Below are 24,899 nucleotides of genomic sequence, written 5' to 3' on the forward strand. Positions count from 1 at the left end.
TTCAGGTTCAGGTGGGGGAAACGGTAAGGGGTTGTTCGTCGAAGCGCTCGATGGCGAAGGCGTCGATGGGCGTCTCGGTGCGCCCGTCGCGCGCCAGCTCGGCCAGCACTTCGCCGGCGGCCGGGCCGATCTGGAAGCCCGCGCCCGAGAAGCCGAAGCCGTGGAACAGGCCGGGCGTGGTGCGGCTGGGCCCGAGCACCGGTTCGCGGTCGGGCAGGTAGCCTTCGGTGCCGCCCCATGTGCGGATGATGTGCGCATGGCGCAGCACGGGCAACAGCTCCACGGCCTGCATCGCGAGCGTGGCGATGGCGTCGCGCTCGGCGCGCGCGCGTTCGGCGTCGAGCGTGATGCCCGTGCCGCCGCCGAGCACGAGATTGCCGCGCGCCACCTGCCGGCAGTAGATGCCGCCGCCTTCCACGCCAAGGCTCCATTGCATGAAGTGCGGCACCGGCTCGGTCACCGCCATCACGGGGCTGCGCGCGCGCAGCGGCGGCGTCTCGCCGAACTGGCTGGCGATGGCGCCGGCCCAGGCGCCCGCGCAGTTGAGCAGCACGGGCGCCTGCACCTCGAGCGCGTTGCCGCTGCGCACCATGAACATGGCGCCGTCGTGCGCGACCTCGTCGACCTTGTGGCGCTCGAAGATCTGCGCGCCCGCGCGCTGCGCCGCGAGCGCGAAGGCCGGCGACACCAGGCGCGGATTGGCCTGCCCGTCTTCCGCGCACAGCGAGCCGCCCACGGCGCGCGTGCCGAGCCAGGGGCACTGCTCGCGCAGGCGCGCGCCGGAGATCAGCTCGAGGCCCAGGTCGAAGTCGCTGCTCAGCGCGCGGTAGCGTTCGAGCGAGGCCATGTCCGATTCGCTGCGCGCGATCTTGAAATGGCCCGAGCGGATGTATTCGCCGTCGGTGCCCAGCAGCTCGGGCAGCTGGCCCCAGATACGGTGCGCGCGCTGCGTCAGCGGCAGCTGGCTCAATGACCGGCCCTGCCGGCGCACGCCGCCGAAGTTCACGCCGCTGGAGCGCGAGCCGCAGAGGTCGCGCTCCAGCAGCACCACGCCCAGGCCCATGCGGCGCAAGGCCAGCGCGGCCGAAGAGCCGACGATGCCGCCGCCGATGATGGCGACGTCGGTCTGCAGCTTCTTGATCGTGCTCATGCGCCAGCTCCTTCCGCGGGCACGAGCATGATCGGAATCGGCTTGATCGGCGCCTGCCCGCGCAGCCGCCCGACCTGCTGCAGCGGCAGGCCCGTGGCATGCGCGAGGATCTCCGCCGCCGCCACGCCGCACATGCGCCCCTGGCAGCGGCCCATGCCGACGCGCGACAGCGCCTTCAGGCGGTTCATCTCGTCGGCGCCGTTGGTGGCGACAGTCCGGCGCAGCGTGCCGGCCGTGATGTTTTCGCAGCGGCAGATCACGAGATCGTCGCTCGCGTGCGCGGCCCAGTCCTGCGGCACGGGGAAGGCGCGTTCGAGGCCCTGGCGGAATCCGGCGAGCTTGCCGAGCTTGCGTTCGAGTTCGGCGGCGCGTGCTGTGTCGACCGCTACGCCGCTGTCGGCCAGCAGCGCCAGTGCTGCGCGTTCACCGGCCCACTCGGCCGCGTCCGCGCCCATGATGCCGGCGCCGTCGCCCGCGAGATACACGCCCTCGACGCTGGAGCGCCCGGCCGCATCGCGCACCGGCAGGTGGGCGCGGTGCATTGGCGCGTAGTCGAATCGGCAGCCGAGCAGGTCGGCGAGCTGCGTTTCGGAGCGCAGCGCGTAGCCGAAGCCGATGGCATCGCAGGCCAGTGTGCATTCTTCGTTGCCGTCTTGCCATGCCACGCCGGTGACGCGGCCCTGCGCCTCGTCGCCGAGCACGCGCAGCGGCCGCACGCCGCTGTGCAGCGCCACGCCGTGGGCGCGCAGCCAGCCCACGTAGTACACGCCCTTCGCGAACACGGCGGGTTGCGTCAGCATCGCGGGCGTGGCGGCGATCTGGTCGGCCAGGCGCGCGGTGTCGAGCACCGCAGCCACTTCCACGCCGGCTTTGGCGTACTGGTACGCCACCAGGTACAGCAGCGGCCCGGTGCCCATGAACACCACGCGGCGCCCGATGGCGCAGCCCTGGAACTTGAGCGCGACCTGCGCGCCGCCGAGCGTGTAGACGCCGGGCAGCGTCCAGCCCGGCACCGGCAGCACGCGGTCGGTGGCGCCGGTCGCAACGATCAGGTGGCTGTAGGGCACGCGACGGGTGCTGCACGTCGGGTTGTGCATCACGTCGAGCTTGTGGTCCTGTGCGTTCCACGCGAGGCTGTCGGGGTGGTGGTCAATGCGGCCCTGCAGTGCATCGAAGGCCGAGTGCACGGCATCGGCGCGCTTCGACTCGAAGCCGTAGAGCGTTCGCGCGGTGCGTTGCGCGAGGCTGGCGGGCGGACGGCGATAGATCTGCCCGCCGGCGCGCGACGCCTCGTCGATCACCACAGGCCGCAGGCCATGCGCCACCAGCGTCTGCGCCGCGCGCGCGCCGGCCGGGCCGGCGCCGACGATCGCGGGGCGGATTTCGCTTGCCGTCGTCATGCGCCATTCCTTCCCGTGACCAGCGCCATGCCGGGCGCGATGAAGGTCGAGCAGGCGCGCAGCCGTTCGCCTTCGCCGGTGGAGATCCAGCAGTCCTGGCAGGCGCCCATCATGCAGAAGCCGGCGCGCGGCAGGTTGCTGAATTCGTTGCGGCGCAGCTGGGCGCATTGCATGAGCACGGCCGTGAGCACGGTGTCGCCGGCCAGTGCGCTCGCGGGTGCGCCGTCGAGGGTGAAGGGCACGGTCTCGCGCCCGGTGGTCTCGGCCACGCGGTGAAGCAGGGCGTTCGAAGTTGTCGTTGTCGTCATTGCTTATCTGCGCCCCACCAGCACGCGGTCGAGTCCGTACACGCGGTCGAGCAGCACCATCGCGAAGGCCGTGATCGCCACCATCAGCGCCGACACCGCTGCCATCAGCGGGTCGATCGACTCGGTCGCATACATGTACATGCGCACCGGCAGCGTCACCGTGCTCGGCGCGGTGACGAAGATCGACATCGTCACTTCGTCGAAGCTGTTGATGAACGACAGCATCCAGCCGCCCGTCACGCCCGGCAGGATCATCGGCAGCGTGATGCGGCGGAACACCGTGGCCTGGTTCGCGCCCAGCGACAGCGCGGCCTGCTCGGCACTGCGGTCGAAGCCCACCAGCGCCGCCACCACCAGCCGCAGCGTGTAGGGCGTGACGATGAGCGCATGCGCCATCACCAGCCAGCCGAAGCTGCCCGTGCCGCCGACCAGCGCGAACAGCCGCAGCAGCGCCACGCCCAGCACCAGGTGCGGCACGATCAATGGCGAGAGGAACAGGCCGTTGAGAAAGTTGCGTCCCGGAAACTCATAGCGCGTGATCGCCATGCCGGCTGGCACCGCGAGCAGCGTGGCGATGGTGGCCGAGCTCAGCGCGAGCCACAGGCTGTTCCAGAACGACTGCATGAAGTCGGGGTGCGCGAACACCGCCTTGAACCAGCGCAGCGAGAAGTGCGTGGTCGGAATGGTCAGCGTGTTCTCGGGCGTGAACGCCACGATGCACACCACCACCAGCGGCGCCAGCATGAAGACGATGACGAGCGCGTTGAACGCGAGGGCGATGGGGCCGTTCTTGTTCATCGCTTCAGCCCAGCGCTTTCTTGTAGCGGCCTTCTACCAGGCGGTTGTAGCTCAGCATCACGACAAGATTGGCCACCAGCAGCACGAGTGCCACGGCTGCGCCGAGCGGCCAGTTGAGCTCGCTGAGGTATTCGTCGTAGACGATGGTGGCCACCATCTTCAGGCGCCGCCCGCCCAGCAGCCCCGGAATGGCGAACGAACTCGCAGCAAGACCGAACACGATCAGGCTGCCCGAGAGAATGCCCGGCATCACCTGCGGCAGCACGATGCGCCGCAGCGTGGTGAAGGGCGTGGCGTTGAGCGAGAGGGCCGCGTTCTCGACACCCGGGTCGAGCTTCTGCAGCGATGTCCACACCGGGATCACCATGAAGGGCAGCATCACGTGCACCAGCGCGACGACCACGGCCGTGCTGGTGTAGAGGATCTTCACCGGGCCGATGCCGAGCAGGCCCAGCAGCCCGTTCACCGCGCCCTCGGGGCCCAGCAGCATGCTCCAGCCGAAGGCGCGCACCACCACAGACACCAGCAGCGGCGCCAGCACCACCAGCAGCAGCACCGAGCGCCACGGGTTGCGCATGCGGCTCAGCACATAGGCCTCGGGCGCGCCGACCAGCACGCAGATCAGCGTGACAAGGGCCGAGACCCAGAAGGTGCGCCAGAAGATGCCGAGGTAGTACGAGTCGGAGAACACCAGCGCGTAGTGCGCGAGCGTGAACTCGCCGGACTTCGGTCCGGTGGCCGGGTCGTACACGTTGAACGACAGCACGGCCGTGAGCGCGAGCGGCACCAGCAGCAGCGCGGTGAACAGCAGCAGCGCGGGGCCGGAGAGCCACCACGGGGTGGCCTTGCTCTTCAACGTGCTCATGCCGCGACAGCCTTTTCTTCCGCTGGCAGCAGCCGCATGCAGTGCGCCGGCCAGTCGAGGCCCGTGCGGCTGCCTTCTTCCAGTGCTTCGCGCCCGTCGTTGGGGCTCAGCACCGTGAGGTCGCCGACGGGCGTGGCCACGCGGTAGAGCCACTGGCTGCCGAGGAAGAAGCGCTCCTGCACTTCGCCGTCGAGGCGGCCCTGGCCCGGCGGCACCAGCTGCAGTTTTTCGGGCCGCACGCTCAGCAGCGCGGCGGCGTCGACGCTGAAACCCGTGTCGTCCACGTCGAGCGAGAGCGCACCGACCTCGACGCAGGTGCGCGTGGCGCCGCTGTTCGACACGCGGCAGTCGAGCAGGTTGGCCTTGCCCACGAAGGTGGAAATGAAGCGCGTGCTCGGGTGTTCGTACACGCGCTGCGGATGGTCGATCTGCGTGGCGCAGCCGCCTTCCATCACCACCACGCGGTCGCTGATCGACATGGCCTCGCTCTGGTCGTGCGTGACCATCACCGTGGTGGTGCCGACTTTGCGCTGGATCTGGCGCAGCTCGAACTGCATTTCCTCGCGCAGCTTGGCGTCGAGGTTGGACAGCGGCTCGTCGAGCAGCAGCACCGGTGGCTCGATCACCAGCGCGCGCGCCAGCGCCACGCGCTGCCGCTGGCCGCCCGAAAGCTCGCGCGGGTAGCGCGCGGCATGCGCTTCGAGGTGCACCAGCGCCAGCGCCTGCTTCACGCGCTCGATGCGCTCGGCCCTGGGCATCTTGCGCATCTCGAGGCCGAAGCTCACGTTGTCGGCCACCGTCATGTGCGGGAACAGGGCGTAGGTCTGGAACACGATGCCCAGCCCGCGCGTGTTGGCCTTGGCATGCGTGATGTCCTTGCCCGCGAGCTCGATGCGGCCGCTGCTCACGGCCTCGAAGCCCGCAATCATCTGCAGCGTGGTGGTCTTGCCGCAGCCCGAGGGGCCGAGCAGCGAGACGAACTCGCCCTTTTCCACAGTGAGGCTCATGGCCGACACCGCACGGGTGGCGCCATAGAACTTGGTCACGTCGGTAAGCCGGAGGAATGACATGGAACGGGCCTTTCTTCGGGGGCGAAAAGATGGCTTCAGGCACCTTGTTTCACCTTGGTGCGGGCCATGGACAGCTTGCTGCTCTTAATTCACTCTATTGCAACGATTGCGCCAGATCGCCTCGGGTATTCCATTAATCAGAATCTTTCTTCAATTTATTCCGGTCAATGGAATATGATGGCTGCGATTGATACATCGGATTCCACAGGAGCAAGGTATGGAGACCTCTTCGGCGTCGCCAGCGGCCAGCGGCGGCGTGCCGCGCGTCTTTTCGGTGATCCGCGCGCTCGGCGCGGTGCAGGCCGAAGGCGGCCGCGTGACCCAGATCGCACGTTCCGTGGGCCTCACGCAGGCCACCACGCACCGTTTGCTGCAATCGCTCATGGCCGAAGGCATGGTCGAGCAGGACGAGCGCAGCAAGCTCTACCGGCTGAGCATCGATTTCTTCGCGCTCGCCGCGAGCGCTGGCAACCCGGGCGACCTGCGTTCCATTTGCCGGCCGGTGCTCTTGCGGCTGTGCGCGAGCCTGGGCGACAGCATCTTTCTATTGGCGCGCAGCGGCTTCGACGCGGTGTGCCTGGACCGCAGCGAAGGGCCGTTCCCGATTCGCTCGTTCACCGGCGACATCGGCGGGCGCATCGCGCTGGGCGTGGGGCAGGGCGCGCTGGCGATCCTGGCCTTCCTGCCCGAGGCCGAGCGCGAAGAGGTGATCCGCTTCAACCTCTCACGCGTGCGCGAGTACGGCGTGTACGACGAGGTGTATCTGCGCACCGAGATCGAGCGCGTGCGGCAGGCGGGCTATGCGGGGCGCAACACGGGCCTGCTCGAAGGCATGGCGGGCGTGGCCGTGCCGATCCTCGACCGCGAGGGGCGTGCCGTGGCGGCGCTGAGCGTGGGCACGATTGCCGACCGGCTCAATGCAGACCGCATGCCGACGGTGGTCGAACTGCTCAAACGCGAGGCGGCGGCCATCGGGCCGAAGATCAATCCGTTCGATGCGACGTTGAGGAGGCCGGCGCAGAGCCTGGCGGGGTCGCCGGCGAGCCAGAAGATTTCGTTGCCCGAGGCGCCCGGGCCGGGCTGAGCGATTCGCTTCAATCGCTTGCGGATGCGTATTCCATCTCGATCTTCAGGCCCGGAAATCGGGAGTGCAGATCGTGCAGGGCACGGCGCAATGCGTCTTCGCCGGGCCGGTTGTCCGGAAGTATTGATGGATCGAGCACGAAATGCAGCCGCGTTTCGTCGGCTTCCTGGGTGGCCGAAATCGGGGCCTCTTCCCGCAACTCTCCTTGCTCGAAGCGCAGCCGCAATTGCTTTCCACCGTTCCTGATCTCCGCCGTGAGTTCGCTGCAGACAGCGTTCAGTACCGCGATCCCAATCCGGCAGAACTCCGAACCCACCTTCAGATGACGTTTGCGCGAATGGCAGGCGGCATGGACCGTGAGAAATATCTGCGCCACCGTCCAGTTCGGATGCTGCGCGTCGGGCTCGAGAGGCATGCCGCTGTCGTAGCGCACGTCGATTGCCGCGCCGTCGATCTTCAGAAAAATCTGTGTGCACCGACCGTCGATCGCATCGTCGATGGCATGGCAGAGGGCCTGCAGGGCAAGCGTCGCAGCGACATCGCGATCATGGACATCGAAGTACATGCCGGTGCGGCGGCGCACCACTTCGGCCTCCGTCAGGATCACGATTTCTTGTTCGAATTCCGAGTGCATGCCTGATGTTGCCTGATTCGGCAGCGGCGGATCCATGTCCGCCCTTGCAATTTCGACTACGCCTTCAGTCGCCGAACAGGCCAGTTCGGCTCTTCCGCCTGACACGACAATGCGCGCGAGGAGCCCCACCCATGAACAACCCCTCGATCCTCTACCCCGTATTCGCCCTCGCCGGCCTCACCGGCCTGGTGCTGCTGCTCATCCCCATCGTGCGCATCCGCGCCGTGCGGCGCCGCGAGGTCCGGGGCATCGATTTCAAGCTGGGCGAATCGGCGGCGGTGCCCGACGCCGTGCGCATCCCGAACCGCAACTACATGAACCTGCTGGAGCTGCCGGTGCTGTTCTATGTGGTGTGCCTGCTCTTCTACGTGGCGGCGCTTCCCACGCCCGCGGCGATCTGGCTGGCCTGGGTGTACGTCGGCCTGCGCGCGCTGCACAGCGTGGTGCACCTGACCTACAACCACGTGATCCACCGGCTGGTGCTGTTCGCCGCGAGCAACGGCGTGCTGGTGGTGCTGTGGGTGATGGCAGCCACCCGGTTGGTGCGCTAGGCGCACATGAGCCGTGCGAGTTCATTCCTGAAACGCATCAGGTCCTTCCATATTTTCACTAGGCAAGCGCGCGGGATTCGCAGATATTGACCGGGTCCTCCTTTCTCCTCCTTCCCGGAGCGCGTCCATGTCCGAAGCCAACACCTCCCCCTCCGTCGCCACCGAAGTCGAGCAGCTGCTGCAGCGCCTGGGCGTGCCCCCCGAGGCCCACACCGGCGGCGAGCTGACGGTGCGTTCGCCCGTCAGCGGCGAGGTGATTGCGCAGGTGCCGCAGACCTCGCCGGTCGAGGCCACCGCTGCCATCGGCCGTGCGCACGAGGCTTTCAAGGCCTGGCGCAACGTGCCGGCGCCGCGCCGCGGCGAGCTGGTGCGGCTGCTGGGCGAAGAACTGCGCGCCGCCAAGCGCGACCTGGGCCTGCTCGTCACGCTGGAGGCCGGCAAGGTCCCGTCCGAGGGCGCGGGCGAGGTGCAGGAAATGATCGACATCTGCGACTTCGCGGTCGGCCTCTCGCGCCAGCTCTACGGCCTCACGCTGGCCACCGAGCGCGCCGAGCACCGCATGATGGAAACCTGGCACCCGCTGGGTGTGTGCGGCGTGATCTCGGCCTTCAACTTTCCGGTGGCCGTGTGGTCGTGGAACGCGGCGCTGGCGCTGGTGTGCGGCGACTCGGTGGTGTGGAAACCGTCTGAAAAAACGCCGCTGACCGCGCTGGCCGTGCACGCCATCGCGCAGCGCGCCATCGAACGCTTCGGCGATGCGCCCGAAGGCCTGCTCGGCCTGCTGCTGGGCCAGCGCGACATCGGCGAGGTGCTGGTCGACGACCACCGTGTGCCGATTCTCTCGGCCACCGGCTCGACCGCCATGGGCCGGCAAGTGGGGCCGAAGCTGGCCGCACGCTTTGCCCGCGCCATTCTCGAACTCGGCGGCAACAACGCTGCCATCGTCACGCCCTCGGCCGACCTCGACCTCGCGCTGCGCGGCATCGCCTTCGCGGCGATGGGCACGGCCGGCCAGCGCTGCACCACGCTGCGCCGCCTGTTCGTGCACGAGAGCGTGTACGAACAGCTGGTGCCCAAGCTCGCGAAGGTCTACGGCAACGTGCAGGTGGGCGACCCGCGCGAGGCCGGCACGCTGGTCGGCCCGCTGATCGACCGCGCGGCCTTCGACGGCATGCAAAAGGCGCTCGGTGAATGCCGCGAGATCGGCGCCAAGGTGCACGGCGGCCAGCGCGTCGAAGGCATCGGCACGAAGGACGCCTACTACGTGCGCCCCGCGCTGGTCGAGCTGAAGTCGCATGAGGGCCCCGTGTTGCGCGAGACCTTCGCGCCCATCCTGTACGTGGTGCGCTACAGCACGCTCGACGAAGCCATCGAGCTGCACAACGCAGTGGGCGCGGGCCTGTCGTCGTCGATCTTCACGCTGAACATGCGCGAGGCCGAGCGCTTCATGTCGAGCGCGGGTTCGGACTGCGGCATCGCCAACGTCAACATCGGTCCGAGCGGCGCGGAGATCGGCGGCGCCTTCGGCGGCGAGAAGGAAACGGGCGGCGGGCGCGAAGCCGGCTCCGACAGCTGGAAGGCGTACATGCGCCGTGCCACCAACACCATCAACTACTCCACCGCCTTGCCACTCGCGCAAGGCGTGACCTTCGACATCGGCGACTGATCGCCTCCCGGTTCGTTCGAGCTTGCCGCGCAGCGTTTGGCTGCGGCGGCAGGCGGGCGGCCGCATGCATTCACCAAAAACCATAACCAGGAGACAGAGAACATGAGCATTCCCTTCAAGAGAATCGCGGCCGCCACGCTGCTTGCCTTCGCATTCGGTGCCAGCGCGCAGACCCCCGCCACCGGCACCCTCGACAAGATCAAGACCAGCGGCAAGGTCGTGCTCGGCGTGCGCGAAGCCTCGCCGCCCATGGCCTACATGCTCGGCGCGGGCGACAAGTACGTGGGCTATCACGTCGAGCTGTGCGAGCGCGTGCTGAAAGACATCGCGCCCACGGCCAGGCTCGAATACATGGCCGTGACCGCGCAGAACACCATCCCGCTGGTGCAGAACGGCACGCTCGACATCGGCTGCGGCCCCACCACCAACAACACCGCGCGCCAGCAGCAGGTGGCCTTCGCGCTCACCACCTACGTGAGCGAAGTGCGCATGGCCACCAAGGTCGATTCGGGCATCACCACGCTCGACCAGCTCGCGGGCCGCAACGTGTCGGCATCGACCGGCACCACTGCGGTGCAGCTGCTGCGCAAGCGCGAGCGCGCGCAGAACGTCTCGTACAACACCATGCTCGGCAAGGACCACCTCGAAAGCTTCCTGCTGATGGAGTCGGGCCGCGCCGATGCCTTCGTGCTCGACGACAACCTGCTGGCCGGGATCATCGCGAACTCGAAGAACCCCGCGGCCTACCGCATCGTGGGCGACGCGCTGGGCTCGGAGCCGATCGCGCTGCTGTTCCGCAAGGATGACCCGGCCTTCAAGACCGCGGTGGACGATTCGCTGCGCCGAATGATGAAGAGCGGCGACCTCGAAAAGATATACACCAAGTGGTTCGTGGCCGCCATTCCGCCGAAGAACACGAGCCTGAACCTGCCGATGAGCGCGGCGCTGAAGCAGCTGATGCTCGAACCCAACGACAAGCCACTGGAGGCCTACGCCAAGTGACAGCAGATACCGTTGCCCCTCTCGCTTTTCAGCCGGCGCAGCGCGTGCGCGCCATCGGCGTCTCGGAGATCCTTCGCATCACCGACAACGCCAACGCGCTCAAGCGCGCGGGCCGTCCGGTGATCGTGCTGGGCGCGGGCGAGCCCGACTTCGACACGCCGCAGAACGTGCGCGAGGCCGCGGTGCGCGCCATCGGGCGCGGCGACACGCGCTACACGGTGCTCGACGGCAGCCCGGCGATGAAGGCGGCGGTGCAGCTCAAGTTCAAGCGCGACAACGCGCTCGACTTCGCCCTGGACGAAATCAGCGTGAGCGCAGGCGCCAAACAGGTGATCTTCAACGCACTGATGGCCAGCCTGAACCCCGGCGACGAGGTCATCCTGCCCGCGCCGTACTGGACTTCATACGCCGACATCGTGCAGATCTGCGGCGGCGTGCCGGTGCCGGTGGCGTGCACCGGGGAGAACGGTTTCCGGCTCGATGCCACGCAGCTCGAGGCGGCCATCACGCCGCGCACGCGCTGGCTGTTCATCAATTCGCCGTCGAATCCGACCGGCGCGGCCTACAGCGCAGCGCAGCTGAAGCCCCTGTGCGAGGTGCTGCTGCGCCATCCGCAAGTCTGGGCGCTGGCGGACGACATCTACGAGCACATCCTCTACGACGGGCTGGCGTTTGCCACGCCGGTGGCCGTGGAGCCGCGCCTGCGCGAACGTACGCTGACCATCAACGGCGTGTCGAAGGCCTACGCGATGACCGGCTGGCGCGTGGGCTACGGCGCCGGGCCGCGCGCGCTGATCGCGGCCATGGCCGTGGTGCAGAGCCAGACGACCTCGTGCCCCTCGTCGATCAGCCAGGCCGCTGCCATCGAGGCGCTGACCGGGCCGCAGGACATCGTGGCCGAGCGCTGCGCCGACTTCCAGGCGCGGCGCGACTTCGTGGTCGCCGCGCTGAACCGCGCGCCGGGACTGCACTGCCGCGTGCCGGAAGGCGCGTTCTATACCTTCGCGAGCTGCGTCGGCGTGCTCGGCAAGCGCACCCGCGGCGGCGCGCTGCTGCAGACCGACAGCGACTTCTGCCGCTACCTGCTGCAGGACTTCGAGGTGGCGGTGGTGCCGGGCAGCGTGTTCGGGCTGGCGCCGTACTTCCGCATTTCGTATGCGACGTCGATGGCGCAGCTGGAAGAGGCGTGCGCGCGCATCATCGCTGCCTGCGCCGCGCTCGAATGACCTCCTTCATTTCATTGGAAAACGCATGACCTCACCCCGCACCGGCGGCCAGATCCTGGTCGACCAGCTCATCACCCACGGCGTCAAGCAACTGTTCTGCGTGCCCGGCGAAAGCTTTCTCGCCGTGCTCGACGCCCTGCATGACGCATCCATCGACGTGACCGTGTGCCGCCAGGAAGGCGGCGCGACGATGATGGCCGAGGCGCAGGGCAAGCTCACCGGCAAGCCGGGCGTGTGCTTCGTCACGCGCGGCCCGGGCGCCACCAACGCGGCCGCCGGCGTGCACATCGCGCACCAGGATTCGACGCCGCTGCTGCTGTTCGTCGGCCAGGTCGCGCGCGATGCGCTGGGCCGTGAGGCCTTCCAGGAACTGGACTACGGCGCGGTGTTCGGCACCATGGCCAAGTGGGTGGTGCAGATCGACGATCCGGCGCGGGTGCCTGAGCTGGTGTCGCGTGCCTTCCATGTCGCAACCTCGGGCCGGCCCGGGCCGGTGGTGATCGCGCTGCCCGAAGACATGCTGACCGAGGCTGCGACGGTGGCCGACGCGCAGCCTTACGCGGTGACCGAAACCCATCCCGGTGCAGCGCAACTCGCAGAGCTGCAGCAGCGACTGTCGCAGGCGCAGCGCCCGGTGGTCATCCTGGGCGGCAGCCGCTGGTCGAAGAAGGCCACGCAGCAGTTCGCGGATTTCGCGGCCGCGTTCTCGCTGCCCGTGTACTGCTCGTTCCGTCGCCAGATGCTGATGTCGGCCGAGCACCCCTGCTATGCGGGCGACCTGGGCCTTGGCGCCAATCCGCGCATGCTGGAGCGCATCCGCAACGCCGACCTCGTGCTGCTGGTCGGCGGGCGCTTGTCTGAAGTACCGTCGCAGGGCTACGAGCTGCTGGCGATTCCGCAGCCGAAGCAGGCGCTGGTGCATGTGCACGCCGACGCCGACGAGCTCGGCAAGCTCTATCGTCCGGCGCAGGGCATCCACGCCACGCCGCAGGCTTTCGCGGAAGCCATGTCCACGCTGCGCCCCGCGCAAACGCCGGCCTGGCAGGCGGAAACGGAGACAGCCCGCGAAGACTTCCTGCGCTGGAGCGACCCGGCTCCCATCCGCATTCCCGGCCCGCTGCAGATGGGCGAGGTCATGCAGCACCTGCGCGAAGTGCTGCCGGCCGACACCATCTTCTGCAACGGTGCAGGCAACTTCGCCACCTGGGTGCACCGCTTCTGGCCGTTCCGCTCCTACGCGAGCCAGCTTGCGCCCACCAGCGGCTCGATGGGCTACGGCCTGCCGGCCGGCGTCGGCGCCAAGCGGCTGTGGCCGCAGCGCGAAGTGGTCGTGTTCGCGGGCGATGGCGACTTCATGATGCACGGCCAGGAATTCGCGACGGCCGTGCAGTACGGCCTGCCGATCATCGTGGTGCTGCTCGACAACGCCATGTACGGCACGATCCGCATGCACCAGGAAAAGCACTACCCCGGCCGCATCAGCGCCACGCAGTTGAAGAACCCGGACTTTCGCGGCTATGCCGAAGTGTTCGGCGGCCACGGCGAACGCGTGACCAGCACCGAAGAATTCGGCCCCGCACTGGCGCGCGCGAGAGAGAGCGGCAAGCCAGCCATCCTGCATTGCCTGCTGGACCCGGAAGCGATCACCCCGGGAAGCACGCTGCAGTCGATTCGCAAGGCAGCGCTGGCTGCAAGCTGAGCACCCGGTGTCATTCGCACGCACCCCGAAAAGACTCAGCGCAACCCACCCACATAGCGAGGCGGCGGCGTAGGCGGCGTCCCATCGGGCTGCCGCGCCGCCAACCGCGCAGCGCGAGCCAGCGGCTCCATCGCCTGCTCCAGCCGTGTCGCCAACTGGTAAAGCTCCTCGTCCTTGGTGTCAGCAGCGTGCGCGCGCGTCATGCGCACGATCTCGGCCGCGTACTCGGCATTGGTCGCCATCCACTCGGTGTCGGTCACGCGCCCATGCTTTCGCCGCAGCGCCACGTGAAGGCGGGCAGCAAGGGCGATGCGTTCGCTTTCGGACATGGATGGCATGGTTCCTCCGTCGGTGGGTCAACTACTCCCGAGATGTTCTCTGTGCTGTGCAAGATCGAGGCCCAGCACCTCGCTGTCGGCATCGACGCGCAACCCGACCATGATGTGCACCAGAAACAGCACCACCGCCGTCCCCGTTGCGCTGTAGATAGCCACGCTGCCGACGGCGATCGCCTGCGTCAGCACGTCGCCCGTGGCGCCCGAGATGCGCGCATCGGCGAACACGCCCGTCAGCAGCGCGCCCACGATGCCACCGATGCCGTGCACGCCGAACACGTCGAGCGAGTCGTCCGCGCCAAGCAGGTGCTTGAGCCCGGTGGCGCCCCAGTAGCAGGCCAGCCCCGCGATCGCGCCGATGGCCAGCGCGGACAGCGGCGTGACGAAGCCGGCTGCCGGCGTGATGGCCACCAGCCCCGCCACCAGGCCCGAGCACAGGCCCAGCAGCGAAGGCCTGCGCCGCACGATCCATTCGCCGAGCATCCAGCTCATGGCGCCGGCCGCCGCCGCGATGTGCGTCACCAGCATCGCCAGGCCCGCGCGCCCGTCGGCCGCCACCGCCGAGCCCGCATTGAAGCCGAACCAGCCCACCCACAGCAGGCCCGCGCCCGTCATCGTCATCGCCAGGCTGTAGGGCTCGAAGGCCTCGCGCCCGTAGCCCTTGCGCGGCCCGAGCGCGTAGGCGCACACCAGCCCCGCGATGCCCGCGTTGACGTGCACCACCGAGCCGCCGGCGAAGTCGAGCGCGCCCATCTGCGCGAGCCAGCCGCCCGGCTCCCACACCCAGTGCGCGACAGGTGCGTACACCAGCACGCTCCAGAACAGCGCGAACCACAGGATCGCCGAGAAGCGCATGCGCTCGACAAAAGCGCCAAGCACCAGTGCGGTGGTGATGACCGCGAAGGTCAGCTGGAACATCGCGTAGACCGACTCAGGCACGTTGGGCGCGACGTGGCTCACCGCCACCTGCCCGGCCTCCTTCAGGTACTCGAAGCCCGAGAACCAGAAGCGCCCGGTGCCTCCCAGCCAGGGCCAGCCCTCGGTAAAGGCCAGTGAATAGCCCACCGCGAACCAGGTCAGCGAGACCGCCGCGGCTATCGCCACCACCCCCGCCATGGTGGCCAGCACGTTCTTGCGGCGCACCATGCCCGCATAGAAGAGTGCGATGCCGGGCAGCGTCATCAGCAGCACCAGCGCGGTCGAAGTCATCATCCATGCGGTGTCTGCCGCGTTGATGGAGGCGTGCGGAGCCAGGGCCATGACCGTTTCTTCTTCTTGAAGTGATGGACCTTGGTGCTGCGTGCACAAGTCGTGCCACATCGTTAACTATCAGAAACACTTTGGTTCGCAAATCGGGCTTTCTCGGTAAGGCAAAGCGGGTAATTCCCAATGCACTGACGCGGTGCGCACCCTAAAGTCTGCCCACTCGCGAACGGGCCCTGCTCGTGCTGCCGAGGGTCCGAGGAGACAATCCCCAAGCAACAATAAAAATGCTTCAAAGGCTCCGTACGAGATGCCGTGTTTGACTTTGAAAGGCGCCGCTGGTCGGCGCCTTTTTTATGCCTGCATGACTTGATGCACCTGCATCTTCAGCTCCTTTTTTGATAGCGCCACGGGCGAGACAATCCTCCCCCTATGGAGATGCTGGTGGTAACGGGCGCCTCGCTGTTCGCCGTGTTTCCGGGCGCACCGCTGGCGACCCTGCCGGGCACCAACAAGAGCGCGTCTATTTGGGGCACCCCGAGCAAAGGCCCCAAATGAAAAAAGCCCCCGGAGCGGGGGCTTCTTGCAGAGACCGGAGCGCTCACTCCTCGACGAAGGCTTCCTCGCGCTTGGCCTTGATTGCGGGCAGCAGCACGATGCCCAGCAGCAGCGCAGCCGCCACCAACAGCCCCGCCGACAGCGGCCGGGTGACGAATACGCTCCACGCACCGCGCGACAGCAGCAGCGCGCGCCGCAGGTTCTCCTCCATCATCGGCCCCAGGATGAAGCCCAGCAGCAGCGGCGCAGGCTCCGTGCGCAGCTTGATGAACAGGTAGCCGATGAAGCCGAAGGCCGCCACCATCCACACGTCGAAGGTGTTGTTGTTGGTCGAGTACACGCCGATCGCGCAGAACAGCACGATGGCGGGGAACAGGAACTTGTAGGGCACCGTCAGCAGCTTGATCCACATGCCGATCAGCGGCAGGTTCAGGATGATCAGCATCGCGTTGCCGATCCACATCGAGGCGATCAGGCCCCAGAACAGCTCGGGGTTGCTGGTCATGACCTGCGGGCCCGGCTGGATGTTGTGGATCGTCATTGCGCCCACCATCAGCGCCATCACCGCGTTGGGCGGAATGCCCAGCGTCAGCAGCGGGATGAAGGAAGTCTGTGCACCGGCGTTGTTGGCCGACTCGGGCGATGCCACGCCGCGGATGTTGCCCTTGCCGAAGGGCACTTCGCCGGGGCGCATGCGGATCTTCTTCTCCAGCGCATACGAGGCGAACGAGGCCAGCAGCGCGCCGCCGCCGGGCAGGATGCCCAGTGCAGAACCCAGGGCCGTGCCGCGCAGCACCGCGGGCAGCATGCGCTTGAAGTCGTCCTTGGTGGGCCACAGGCCCTTGACCTTGTGCGTGAACACTTCGCGCTCGTCGTCGGGCTGCGAGAGGTTGCCGATGATTTCGCCGTAACCGAACACGCCCATGGCGATCACCACGAAGCCGATGCCGTCGGTGAGTTCCGGAATGTCGAAGCTGTAGCGCGCGACACCCGAGTTGACGTCGGTGCCCACGATGCCCAGCAGCAGGCCGAGCACGATCATCGCCACTGCCTTCAGCAGCGAGCCCGAAGCCAGCACCACCGCGCCGATCAGGCCCAGCGTCATCAGCGAGAAGTACTCGGCGGGGCCGAACTTGAAGGCCAGTTCGGTCAGCGGCGGCGCGAAGGCGGCCAGGATCAGCGTGCCGACGCAACCCGCGAAGAACGAGCCGAGGCCGGCCGCGGCGAGCGCCGGGCCTGCGCGGCCCTGCCTTGCCATCTGGTAGCCGTCGATACAGGTGACCACCGAGGACGACTCCCCGGGCAGGTTCACCAGAATGGCCGTGGTCGAGCCGCCGTACTGCGCGCCGTAGTAGATGCCGGCCAGCATGATCAGCGCCGACACGGGCGGCAATGCGTACGTGGCGGGCAGCAGCATCGCGATGGTTGCGACCGGGCCGATGCCCGGGAGCACGCCGATCAGCGTGCCCAGGATGCAACCCAGCAGGCAGTACAGCAGGTTGGTGAAGGTGAAGGCAACGCCGAAACCGATGGAAAGGTTGTGGATCAGGTCCATGGTGTGCGCTCCTCAGCCCGAAATGAAAGTGGGCCAGACCTGGATCTGGAGCTTGAGCGCCCAGATGAAGGCCACGTAGCTGCCAGCCGCCAGGATGGTCGAGAGGATCAGCACGTCGCGCAGCTTGAAGTGCTCGCCCGCCATGCTCGAGATGATCGTGAGCGCGTAGATCGCGATGATCATCCCCATGGCCGGCAGCCCGATGCTGGGCAGGCCGCCCAGCAGCACGCCGAAGGCCAGGTTGGCGCCGAGCACGAAGGCCAGCGGCTTCCAGGCCCATTTGCCGATCGGGTGGCCGTCGGTGGTTTCGACCACCAGTGCCTGGAACATGATGATGGCCCCGAGGATGGCCAGCAGGATGCCCAGCATGAGCGGGAAGTAGCCCGGCCCCATGCGGGCGCCGTCGCCGATGGTGTAGGTGGTCGCGCCTATCGCAAAGGCGCCCCCCACGGTGGTGAACATGACTCCCGAAAAGAAGTCAGCCTGACTCTTGATGCGCATGTCGTCTCGCCCCTCTTGTATGGAGGGGTGAGGGTCGTTCTGCGGGCCTGACCGTTGGCTGACCTGCCCGGTACGGACAAATGCTTACCGCAGGGCTAGGGTTCTCCCTCGACGTCCCCTGCGCCACAGAGGGCCACAAACGAAAAAAGCTCCCGAAGGAGCTTTTCATTCAGAAGCCCGAAGGCTCTGGAGGGAAGGGCTTAGTAGCCGCCGCGACCGCCGCCGCCGCCGCCGTAACCGCCGCCACCACCGCTGCGGCCACCGCCGCCGCCGCCGTAACCGCCGCCGCCGCCACCACCACCGTAGCCGCCACCACCACCGCCGCCGTAGCCGCCGCCACCACCGGTACGGGGGGGACGAGCTTCCATCGGACGGGCTTCATTCACCGTCAGGGCGCGGCCCTGCAGCGAGTGGCCGTTCATGGCTTCGATGGCTGCGAGTGCTTCAGCATCCGAACCCATTTCGACAAAGCCGAAGCCCTTCGAACGGCCGGTGTCACGTTCCATCATGACCTTGGCGCTGACGATTGCGCCGAACTCGCCAAAGGCTTGTTCCAGGTCGTTGTCACGCACGGAGTAGGCGAGGTTGCCTACGTAGAGTTTCTTGCCCATTGAGGGACTCCTAATTCAAACCAACAAGACAAAGCGATGGAGTCCCAGAATCACAACAAACAAAATGCGCTGTGGCGCGAAACTGACCGATCACCGAATTACGTGCACGGGAGACAAAGCTCACAGACACGTAGGCTGGATTATCCAGCCCTAATTGCAAAAAACGTGGCGAAATCGTGTGTTATTGAGAAACATCCCGGCGCGACGGGCGGTTTCGCAACGGTTTCAGCAGGTCCGAGAGCCCGTTGTGGTCTATTTCATGCATCAAATGGAGTAGCCGGCCTATTTCTCCCGAGGGAAAACCCTCGCGTGCAAACCACGTCAGGTAATTTCCGGGCAAATCGGCAATCAGCGTGCCTTTGTGCTTGCCAAAAGGCATTTCGAGCGTCACCAGCCGCTGCAGGTCTTCGGGTTTCATCGCGTGCTCAGCCTCCCGCCCGCTTGACCGTGTGGCCCTGCTTCACGAGTGCGGCGATCACCGTTTCGCGGTGGTCGCCCTGGATTTCGATCACGCCGTCCTTTACCGTGCCGCCCGAGCCGCAGGCCGTTTTCAGCTGCTTGCCGAGTGCCGTGAGCGCCGCCGCATCGAGCGCGACGCCCTTGACCACCGTCACGCCCTTGCCTTTGCGCCCCTTGGTCTCGTGCGATACACGCACAATGCCGTCGGTGGCCGGTACGCGCGCCTTGAGTTCCTTGCAGCGGCACTGGGCCACCGGCTCCCCGCAGTCGGGGCACATGCGCCCGCCCGCCTCGGTGGAGTACACCAGGGCGCTGCCGGACTGATTGCGCTGCTGTTTCATCGTCGACATTCGATTCGTCTCTTCTCTCTCTGTCTGCTTACATGCCATTCGACTCACTGGGCCTGATCCCCGCGCTCGTGCAGGCTGCCGCCCAAAGCGGCTACGCCGCGCCGACCGCCATCCAGGCCGCGGCCATCCCCGCGATTCTGCAAGGTCGCGACGTACGGGGCTCGGCGCAGACCGGCTCCGGCAAGACCGCCGCATTTTCCCTGCCCCTGCTGCAGCGCCTGGGCGCTGAACGCGCGCAGGGCTCGTCGCGCCGCGTGCGTGCCCTGGTGCTCGTGCCCACCCGCGAACTCGCGGCCCAGGTCGGCGAAACCATGCGCAGCCTGGCGCAGCACCTGCCCGAGCGCCTGAAGATCGTCGTCGCATTCGGCGGCGTGTCGATCAACCCGCAGATGATGGGCCTGCGCGGCGGCGCCGACATCGTCGTTGCCACTCCCGGCCGTCTGCTCGACCTGGTCGAGCACAACGCGCTGAAGCTCGATGCCGTGTCGATGCTCGTGCTCGACGAGGCCGACCGCCTGTTCGACCTCGGCTTTGCCGAAGAACTCGGCCGCATCCTCGCGCTGCTGCCCAAGCAGCGCCAGAACCTGCTGTTCTCCGCCACCTTCCCGAGCGCCATCCAGGCGCTGGCAGATGGCATGCTGCGCGACCCGTCCGTCGTCGACGTGCAGGGCGAGCCGGGCACCGAGCCGAACATCGTGCAGCGCGTGATCGAGGTCGACGCCGCCCGTCGCACGCAGCTGCTGCGCCATCTGCTGAAGCAGCACGAGAACGAATGGGACCGCGTGCTTGTCTTCGTCGCCACGCAGCACGCCGCGCAGATCGTGGCCGAGAAGCTCTACAAGAACGGCATCTACGCCGTGCCCTTCCACGGCGACATTGCGCAGGGCACGCGCACCGATATCCTTTCGCAGTTCAAGCAGAGCCGCTGGGACGTGGTGATCGCCACCGACCTCGCGGCGCGCGGCATCGACATCGCGCAGCTGCCCGTGGTCATCAACTACGACCTGCCGCGCTCGCCGACCGACTACATCCACCGCATCGGCCGCACGGGGCGCGCGGGAGAGAGCGGCCTGGCGATCAGCTTCGTGAGCGCGTCGACCGAGGCGCATTTCCGGCTGATCGAGAAGCGCCAGGGGCTGAGCCTGCCGCGTGAGCGCGTCGAAGGCTTCGAGCCGACGGAAGTGGCGGTGCCGGTGGTCGATGCGTCGGGCACCGGGGGCATCAAGGGCAAGCGGCCGAGCAAGAAAGACAAGCTGCGTGCGGCTGCTGCGCTTGCCGCGGCCCGGGGGGATGCTCCCGAGAAGAACGACTGACCAGCGCCGATCAGTCTGCCGCGTAATCGACCTGGTGCCGCGCGACGCGAAGGTCGCCCAGCTCTTCGCGAATGCGCAGGTGTGCAGGGTGCGTGGCGTAGCCGTCGAGCGAGGCCTGGCTGTCGAACTCGCTGTAGAGCACCGCGTCGCAGGCATAACTTGCGCGGCTCGAATCAACGCCCACTTCGATGTGCAGCAGGCCCGGGATCTGGCCGCGCAGCGATTCGAACTTGTGCTTGAGCAGTTGGCGGGCCTGCGTCTTTTCTTCCGGCGTGTCGCCACGCAGGTCCCACATCACGATGTGCTTGAACATGCGCACGATGGTAAGCAGGCGCCTCGCGAAAGACCATGCGTTGCAGGCCTTCGCGCGTGAAGAACAGTTTTCCGCTTCCGCGCGTTGCGCGCCGCTATGCGTGCTGCTTGCCGAGGAAGCTCGAGATCAGATCCATCGGCAACGGGAACACGATGGTCGTGTTCTTGTCGGCACCGATCACCGTGAGCGTTTCCAGGTAGCGCAGCTGAATGGCCTGCGGCTCCTGCGCCAGCACGCGCGCGGCCTGGAACAGCTTCTCGGAAGCCTGCAGCTCGCCCTCCGCGTGGATCACCTTGGCACGGCGTTCGCGTTCCGCCTCGGCCTGCCGCGCGATGGCGCGCACCATCGATTCGGTCAGGTCGATCTGCTTGATCTCCACGTTCGACACCTTGATGCCCCACGACGCCGTCTGCACGTCCAGCGACTCGCGCACGTCGAGGTTGAGCTTCTCGCGCTCGGCCAGCATGTCGTCGAGCTGGTGCTTGCCGAGCACCGAGCGCAGGGTGGTCTGGGCCAGCTGGCTCGTGGCGTTGAAGAAGTCCTTCACCTGGATGATGGCCTTCTCGGCATCGACGATGCGGAAGTAGACGACCGCGCTGACCTTCACCGACACGTTGTCGCGCGAGATCACGTCCTGCGTCGGCACTTCGAGCACCACGGTGCGCAGGTCGACGCGCACCACCTGCTGGATGGCCGGTATCACGAGCACCAGACCCGGCCCCGAAACCTTCGAGAAGCGCCCGAGGGTGAACACGATGCCGCGTTCGTACTCCCGGAAGATCCATACCGCTGAAAACAGCAGCACCGCCAGCAGAACAATGATGACGGCGCCGATGCCGGAGGTGAGAGAGAGCATGTTGGTCTCCTGCGACCCAGCGAAAGCGCTGGATGGTTGGACACCCGGCGCGCGGCGGCGTTCCTCGCAGCACGAAGAAAGAAAGGCCGGCAAAGAAAGGTGACTACCAGCCCATCTGCTTGGCCGCCAGCTCCTTCATGATCTCTTCGGCCCCGCCGCCGATCATCATCACCTTCACCTCGCGGTAGATGCGCTCGCTCACCGTGCCGCGCATGAAGCCCATGCCGCCGAGGATCTGCACCGCCTGGTCGGCGCAGAACTGCATGGTCTGCGTCGCGTGGTTCTTCAGCATGCAGATCTGCGCGACCCATTCGGGTGCATTGAAGCGCCCCGCCGCTTCGAGCGTGTCGCCTTCGGCCGACACCGCCTCGATCCAGGCCTCGGTGGAGGCGATGCGCATCTGCATGTCGACCAGCTTGTGGCGCACCGCCTGGTGTTGGATGAGCGCAGCGCCGAAGGTCTTGCGCTCGCGCGCCCAGGCCAGCGCCTCATCGAGGCAGGCCTGCGAGAAACCCAGCGTGCCCGCCGCGATGCCGATGCGTTCACCGTTGAAGTTGCCCATGACCATGCGGAAGCCTTCGCCCTCGTTCCCGAGAAGGTAGCGCGCCGGCACGCGCACGTTGTCGAAGTGCAGCGTTGCGGTGTCGGAGCACAGCCAGCCCATCTTCGACAGGCGCGTGCGCGAAAGACCCGGCGTATCGCCCGGCACCAGCAGCATCGAGATGCCACCCGCGCCGCGTCCTTCGCCGGTGCGCGCGGCCACCGTGATCCAGTCGGCGCGCATGCCCGAGGTGATGAAGGTCTTCTCGCCATTGACCACGTAGTGGTCGCCGTCGCCGTCTGTTTCTCGCTTTGCCGTGGTGCGCAGCGCGGCCACGTCGGAGCCGCCACCAGGCTCGGTGATGGCAAGCGCTGCGATCTTCTCGCCGCGCAGCACCGGCGGCACGACCTCTTGGCGCACCGCGTCGCTTGCATGCAGCACCACGGGCGGCAGGCCGATGTTGTGCGAGAACAGGCTCGCGAGCACGCCGCCGCTCTTGCCGTGGCGCGCGAGCGCGACCCACGCCGGCAGCTTCAGCGAATACGAGGCCGGCGTGCCGCCGAGTTCTTCCGGATAGCCCAGGCCCAGCAGGCCAAGTTCGGCGGCCCGCGCGTAGAGCGCGCGTGGAAATTCGCCCGCGTCGTCCCACGCCTGCACATGCGGCGCGATCTCGCTTTCGGCAAAGCGCCGCACCGTGTCGGCGAGCGCGGCGCGGTCGGCTTGCAGTTCGGCGTCCATGCCGTGTTCAACCGCGCGGCGGCCGCTTGGCGATGCCCATGGTCTTCGCAAGGATGCCCAGCATCACTTCGTCGGCACCGCCGCCGATGGAGCCCAGCCGGCCGTCGCGGTACAGCCGCGACACGCGGTTTTCCAGCGTGAAGCCCATGCCGCCCCAGAACTGCAGGCAGGTATCGGACACCTGCCGCGTGAGGCGGCCGGTCTTGAGCTTGGCCATCGAGGCCAGTTCGAGCACGTCCTCGCCCTGCACATGCAGGTCGCAGGCGCGGTACGTGAGGGCGCGCAGCGCCTCGACCTCGGTCTTGAGTTCGGCCAGCTTGAACTGCACCCACTGCTGGTCGGCCAGCGTGGCGCCGAACATCTGCCGCTGCTGCGCCCATTCGATGGTCTGCGCGATGCAGTCTTCCATCGGTTCGAGCGAACTTGCGGCGGCCCACAGGCGCTCTTCCTGGAACTGCTGCATCTGGTAGACGAAGCCCTGGCCTTCCTCGCCGACGCGGTAGCGCTGCGGCACGCGCACGTTGTCGAAGTAGATGAGCCCGGTGTCGCTCGAATTCATGCCGATCTTGCGGATCTTCTTCGCCTTCTCGATGCCAGGGCTGTCCATCGGCACCATCACGAGCGACTTGTTGCGGTGCACGGGGCCGTCGCTGGTGTTGACCAGCATGCACATCCAGTCGGCCTGCAGGCTGTTGGTGATCCACATCTTCTGGCCGCTGATGAGGTAGTCGTCGCCGTCCTTGCGCGCATGGCTCTTCAGGCCCGCCACGTCGCTGCCCGCGCCGGGCTCGCTCACGCCGATGCAGCCGACCCTGTCGCCGGCGATGGCGGGGGCCAGGAACTCGCGGCGCAGTTCGTCGCTGCCGAAGCGCGCGAGCGCCGGCGTGCACATGTCGGTCTGCACGCCAATCGCCATCGGCACGCCGCCGCAGCTGATGTGGCCCAGTGCCTCGGCCATCGCCATCGCGTACGAGTAGTCGAGCCCGGCGCCGCCGAAGGACTCGGGCTTGTTCAGGCCCAGCATGCCGAGATTGCCGAGCTTCTTGAAGACCTCGTGCGCGGGGAATATCTCGGCGGCTTCCCATTCGTCCACGTGCGGGTTGATCTCGTCGTCGATGAAGCGGCGCAGCGTCTTCTGGATCTCGAGGTGTTCGTGGGTGTACTGCATGGTGTCTTGTCTCCGGTCGTTCTTTACTTGTCCTGGAACACGCGCGGCGTCTGTGCGAGGTGAAAGCCATCGAAAGGCCGCACCGCCGCGCGCTGCTGCGTCTGCGCATCGGGAATCTCCATCGGCCAGCCCATGCGCACCTGCGGCCGTGCGCCGTCCACGCGCAGCACGCTGCCGCTGATGAAGCTGGCCGCGGGGCTCAGCAGGAAGGCGATGGCGGCGGAGGTTTCGGCCTCGTTGCCGAAGCGGCCCGCGGGCACCGTGTTGCGCATGGCGCGCAGCATGTTGCCGGCTTCGGGCGGGTAGTGGTCCATGCCGCTCGATGCGATGTAGCCCGGCGCCACCGCGTTCACGCGCACGCCGCTCACGGCCCATTCGGCGGCCGCCGTTTCGGTGAAGCTCACCATGCCGGCGCGCGCCGCGCCGCTGTGGCCCATGTTGGGCATGGAGCCCCAGATGTCGGCCACGATGTTGACGATGGCACCGCCGTTGGCCTGCATGCTCTGCACATAGCACTCGCGCGCGACCAGGAAGCCGCCCGTGAGGTTGGTATGGATCACCGCCTCCCAGCCCTTGGCCGAGATGGCGGCGAGCGGCGTGATGTACTGGCCGCCAGCGTTGTTGACGAGCCCGTCGATGCGGCCGTGCGCTGCGACGATGGCGGCGATGGCCGCGCGCACCGCTTCTTCCTGGCGGATGTCGAAGGCCTGCGTGCTGGCCTTGCCGCCGCTGGCTTCGATCTCGGCGCGCACCTTGTCGAGCTTCTCGGGCTTGCGGCCGACCAGCACCACCTGCGCGCCGAGCGCCGCGAGTTCGTGCGCTGTGCAGCGGCCGATGCCGGAGCCGCCGCCGGTGACGACGATGACCTGTCCGCCGAACAGGCCGGGTGCGAAGACGGAGCGGTAGCCGGAGGATGCATTCATGCGGAAGACTTTCGAAAACTTG

The 24,899-nt window shown here is 67.3% G+C and carries 26 protein-coding genes and 1 pseudogene; 8 read left to right on the plus strand and 19 right to left on the minus strand.

Going from position 1 to position 24,899, the window contains the following annotated elements:
* Positions 1–7: 7 nt before the first annotated feature.
* Genes ACTG4X_RS02875 through ACTG4X_RS02900 form a run of 6 tightly spaced genes read right to left on the minus strand, consistent with a single transcriptional unit; the run spans position 8 to position 5,591 of the window.
* The gene (locus tag ACTG4X_RS02875) at positions 8–1,150 is read right to left on the minus strand and encodes an NAD(P)/FAD-dependent oxidoreductase (protein ID WP_097200583.1); all 1,143 of its coding nucleotides are present in this window, start codon (positions 1,148–1,150) and stop codon (positions 8–10) included.
* A complete protein-coding gene (locus tag ACTG4X_RS02880; protein ID WP_440533182.1) occupies positions 1,147–2,550 on the minus strand; it encodes an NAD(P)/FAD-dependent oxidoreductase in 1,404 nt (467 codons plus the stop codon). The genes ACTG4X_RS02875 and ACTG4X_RS02880 overlap by 4 nt, the downstream gene beginning before the upstream one ends.
* Entirely contained in the window at positions 2,547–2,858 is a 312-nt protein-coding gene (locus ACTG4X_RS02885) for a (2Fe-2S)-binding protein (protein WP_097200581.1), read from the minus strand. Before ACTG4X_RS02885 ends, ACTG4X_RS02880 begins: the two co-directional genes overlap by 4 nt.
* 3 nt (positions 2,859–2,861) lie before the next feature.
* A complete protein-coding gene (locus tag ACTG4X_RS02890; RefSeq protein WP_097200580.1) occupies positions 2,862–3,656 on the minus strand; it encodes an ABC transporter permease in 795 nt (264 codons plus the stop codon).
* Between the two features lie 4 nt (positions 3,657–3,660).
* A complete protein-coding gene (locus tag ACTG4X_RS02895) occupies positions 3,661–4,521 on the minus strand; it encodes an ABC transporter permease (RefSeq protein WP_097200579.1) in 861 nt (286 codons plus the stop codon).
* Positions 4,518–5,591: an ABC transporter ATP-binding protein gene (locus tag ACTG4X_RS02900; protein ID WP_097200578.1), complete on the minus strand. Its 1,074-nt coding sequence runs from the start codon at positions 5,589–5,591 to the stop codon at positions 4,518–4,520. Before ACTG4X_RS02900 ends, ACTG4X_RS02895 begins: the two co-directional genes overlap by 4 nt.
* 217 nt (positions 5,592–5,808) lie before the next feature.
* Here ACTG4X_RS02900 and ACTG4X_RS02905 point away from each other — a divergent pair, with 217 nt between their 5' ends.
* Positions 5,809–6,675, plus strand: a complete 867-nt coding sequence (locus tag ACTG4X_RS02905; RefSeq protein ID WP_093053620.1) for an IclR family transcriptional regulator — start codon at positions 5,809–5,811, stop codon at positions 6,673–6,675.
* 10 nt (positions 6,676–6,685) lie between these two features.
* On the opposite strand, the gene ACTG4X_RS02910 is transcribed toward ACTG4X_RS02905, so the two are convergent.
* Complete coding sequence (locus tag ACTG4X_RS02910) at positions 6,686–7,345, minus strand: hypothetical protein (protein ID WP_097200577.1); 660 nt, start codon at positions 7,343–7,345, stop codon at positions 6,686–6,688.
* Between the two features lie 95 nt (positions 7,346–7,440).
* On the opposite strand from ACTG4X_RS02910, the gene ACTG4X_RS02915 reads away from it, so the two are divergent.
* The 5 genes from ACTG4X_RS02915 to ACTG4X_RS02935 all read left to right on the plus strand — a co-directional run bounded on the left by ACTG4X_RS02915 (position 7,441) and on the right by ACTG4X_RS02935 (position 13,453).
* A complete protein-coding gene (locus ACTG4X_RS02915) occupies positions 7,441–7,860 on the plus strand; it encodes an MAPEG family protein (protein ID WP_097200576.1) in 420 nt (139 codons plus the stop codon).
* 127 nt (positions 7,861–7,987) lie between these two features.
* A complete protein-coding gene (gene amaB, locus ACTG4X_RS02920) occupies positions 7,988–9,526 on the plus strand; it encodes an L-piperidine-6-carboxylate dehydrogenase (RefSeq protein WP_440533183.1) in 1,539 nt (512 codons plus the stop codon).
* 102 nt (positions 9,527–9,628) lie between these two features.
* The gene (locus ACTG4X_RS02925) at positions 9,629–10,528 is read left to right on the plus strand and encodes an amino acid ABC transporter substrate-binding protein (RefSeq protein ID WP_097200574.1); all 900 of its coding nucleotides are present in this window, start codon (positions 9,629–9,631) and stop codon (positions 10,526–10,528) included.
* On the plus strand, positions 10,525–11,754 hold the full coding sequence (locus ACTG4X_RS02930; protein ID WP_440533184.1) for a pyridoxal phosphate-dependent aminotransferase: 1,230 nt from the start codon (positions 10,525–10,527) through the stop codon (positions 11,752–11,754). Before ACTG4X_RS02925 ends, ACTG4X_RS02930 begins: the two co-directional genes overlap by 4 nt.
* A gap of 25 nt (positions 11,755–11,779) precedes the next feature.
* Complete coding sequence (locus ACTG4X_RS02935; protein ID WP_440533185.1) at positions 11,780–13,453, plus strand: thiamine pyrophosphate-binding protein; 1,674 nt, start codon at positions 11,780–11,782, stop codon at positions 13,451–13,453.
* Positions 13,454–13,488: 35 nt separating this feature from the next.
* Here ACTG4X_RS02935 and ACTG4X_RS02940 read toward each other — a convergent pair whose 3' ends face one another.
* Together ACTG4X_RS02940 and ACTG4X_RS02945 are read right to left on the minus strand one after the other, a co-directional pair.
* The gene (locus tag ACTG4X_RS02940) at positions 13,489–13,791 is read right to left on the minus strand and encodes a hypothetical protein (RefSeq protein WP_093053641.1); all 303 of its coding nucleotides are present in this window, start codon (positions 13,789–13,791) and stop codon (positions 13,489–13,491) included.
* A gap of 18 nt (positions 13,792–13,809) precedes the next feature.
* Positions 13,810–15,048: an ammonium transporter gene (locus tag ACTG4X_RS02945; RefSeq protein ID WP_097200571.1), complete on the minus strand. Its 1,239-nt coding sequence runs from the start codon at positions 15,046–15,048 to the stop codon at positions 13,810–13,812.
* 375 nt (positions 15,049–15,423) lie between these two features.
* Between ACTG4X_RS02945 and ACTG4X_RS02950 the strand changes: the two are divergent.
* Positions 15,424–15,528: pseudogene (locus ACTG4X_RS02950) on the plus strand (sulfite exporter TauE/SafE family protein); the annotation flags it as partial.
* A gap of 64 nt (positions 15,529–15,592) precedes the next feature.
* Here ACTG4X_RS02950 and ACTG4X_RS02955 read toward each other — a convergent pair.
* From ACTG4X_RS02955 to ACTG4X_RS02975, 5 genes are all read right to left on the minus strand, one after another.
* The gene (locus tag ACTG4X_RS02955) at positions 15,593–17,104 is read right to left on the minus strand and encodes a tripartite tricarboxylate transporter permease (RefSeq protein ID WP_093053647.1); all 1,512 of its coding nucleotides are present in this window, start codon (positions 17,102–17,104) and stop codon (positions 15,593–15,595) included.
* Positions 17,105–17,116: 12 nt separating this feature from the next.
* Positions 17,117–17,605: a tripartite tricarboxylate transporter TctB family protein gene (locus tag ACTG4X_RS02960; RefSeq protein ID WP_093053650.1), complete on the minus strand. Its 489-nt coding sequence runs from the start codon at positions 17,603–17,605 to the stop codon at positions 17,117–17,119.
* 200 nt (positions 17,606–17,805) lie between these two features.
* Positions 17,806–18,216 (minus strand): RNA recognition motif domain-containing protein, encoded by a 411-nt coding sequence (locus tag ACTG4X_RS02965; RefSeq protein ID WP_093053653.1) that lies wholly within the window; start codon positions 18,214–18,216, stop codon positions 17,806–17,808.
* Between the two features lie 181 nt (positions 18,217–18,397).
* Positions 18,398–18,634 (minus strand): DUF3820 family protein, encoded by a 237-nt coding sequence (locus tag ACTG4X_RS02970; RefSeq protein ID WP_093053658.1) that lies wholly within the window; start codon positions 18,632–18,634, stop codon positions 18,398–18,400.
* Between the two features lie 7 nt (positions 18,635–18,641).
* On the minus strand, positions 18,642–19,016 hold the full coding sequence (locus tag ACTG4X_RS02975; RefSeq protein WP_371127361.1) for a translation initiation factor Sui1: 375 nt from the start codon (positions 19,014–19,016) through the stop codon (positions 18,642–18,644).
* Positions 19,017–19,057: 41 nt separating this feature from the next.
* Between ACTG4X_RS02975 and ACTG4X_RS02980 the strand changes: the two genes are divergently transcribed.
* Positions 19,058–20,338, plus strand: coding sequence for a DEAD/DEAH box helicase (locus ACTG4X_RS02980; protein WP_097200569.1), 1,281 nt, complete (start codon positions 19,058–19,060; stop codon positions 20,336–20,338).
* 10 nt (positions 20,339–20,348) lie between these two features.
* On the opposite strand, the gene ACTG4X_RS02985 is transcribed toward ACTG4X_RS02980, so the two are convergent.
* The 5 genes from ACTG4X_RS02985 to ACTG4X_RS03005 form a co-directional block, all read right to left on the minus strand.
* Positions 20,349–20,651, minus strand: a complete 303-nt coding sequence (locus tag ACTG4X_RS02985; protein ID WP_097200568.1) for a Dabb family protein — start codon at positions 20,649–20,651, stop codon at positions 20,349–20,351.
* Between the two features lie 94 nt (positions 20,652–20,745).
* Entirely contained in the window at positions 20,746–21,507 is a 762-nt protein-coding gene (locus ACTG4X_RS02990; RefSeq protein WP_093054241.1) for a slipin family protein, read from the minus strand.
* A 103-nt stretch (positions 21,508–21,610) separates the two neighbouring features.
* The gene (locus tag ACTG4X_RS02995; RefSeq protein ID WP_440533186.1) at positions 21,611–22,786 is read right to left on the minus strand and encodes an acyl-CoA dehydrogenase family protein; all 1,176 of its coding nucleotides are present in this window, start codon (positions 22,784–22,786) and stop codon (positions 21,611–21,613) included.
* 7 nt (positions 22,787–22,793) lie between these two features.
* Positions 22,794–23,954 carry an acyl-CoA dehydrogenase family protein gene (locus ACTG4X_RS03000; RefSeq protein WP_440533187.1) on the minus strand — a complete coding sequence of 387 codons (1,161 nt, stop codon included), beginning with the start codon at positions 23,952–23,954 and terminating at the stop codon, positions 22,794–22,796.
* A gap of 23 nt (positions 23,955–23,977) precedes the next feature.
* Complete coding sequence (locus ACTG4X_RS03005) at positions 23,978–24,877, minus strand: SDR family oxidoreductase (protein WP_440533188.1); 900 nt, start codon at positions 24,875–24,877, stop codon at positions 23,978–23,980.
* Positions 24,878–24,899 lie beyond the last annotated feature (22 nt).

Origin of the sequence: Variovorax sp. YR566 (genome assembly GCF_051992195.1) — a bacterium.
Taxonomy (GTDB): Bacteria; Pseudomonadota; Gammaproteobacteria; order Burkholderiales; family Burkholderiaceae_C; genus Variovorax.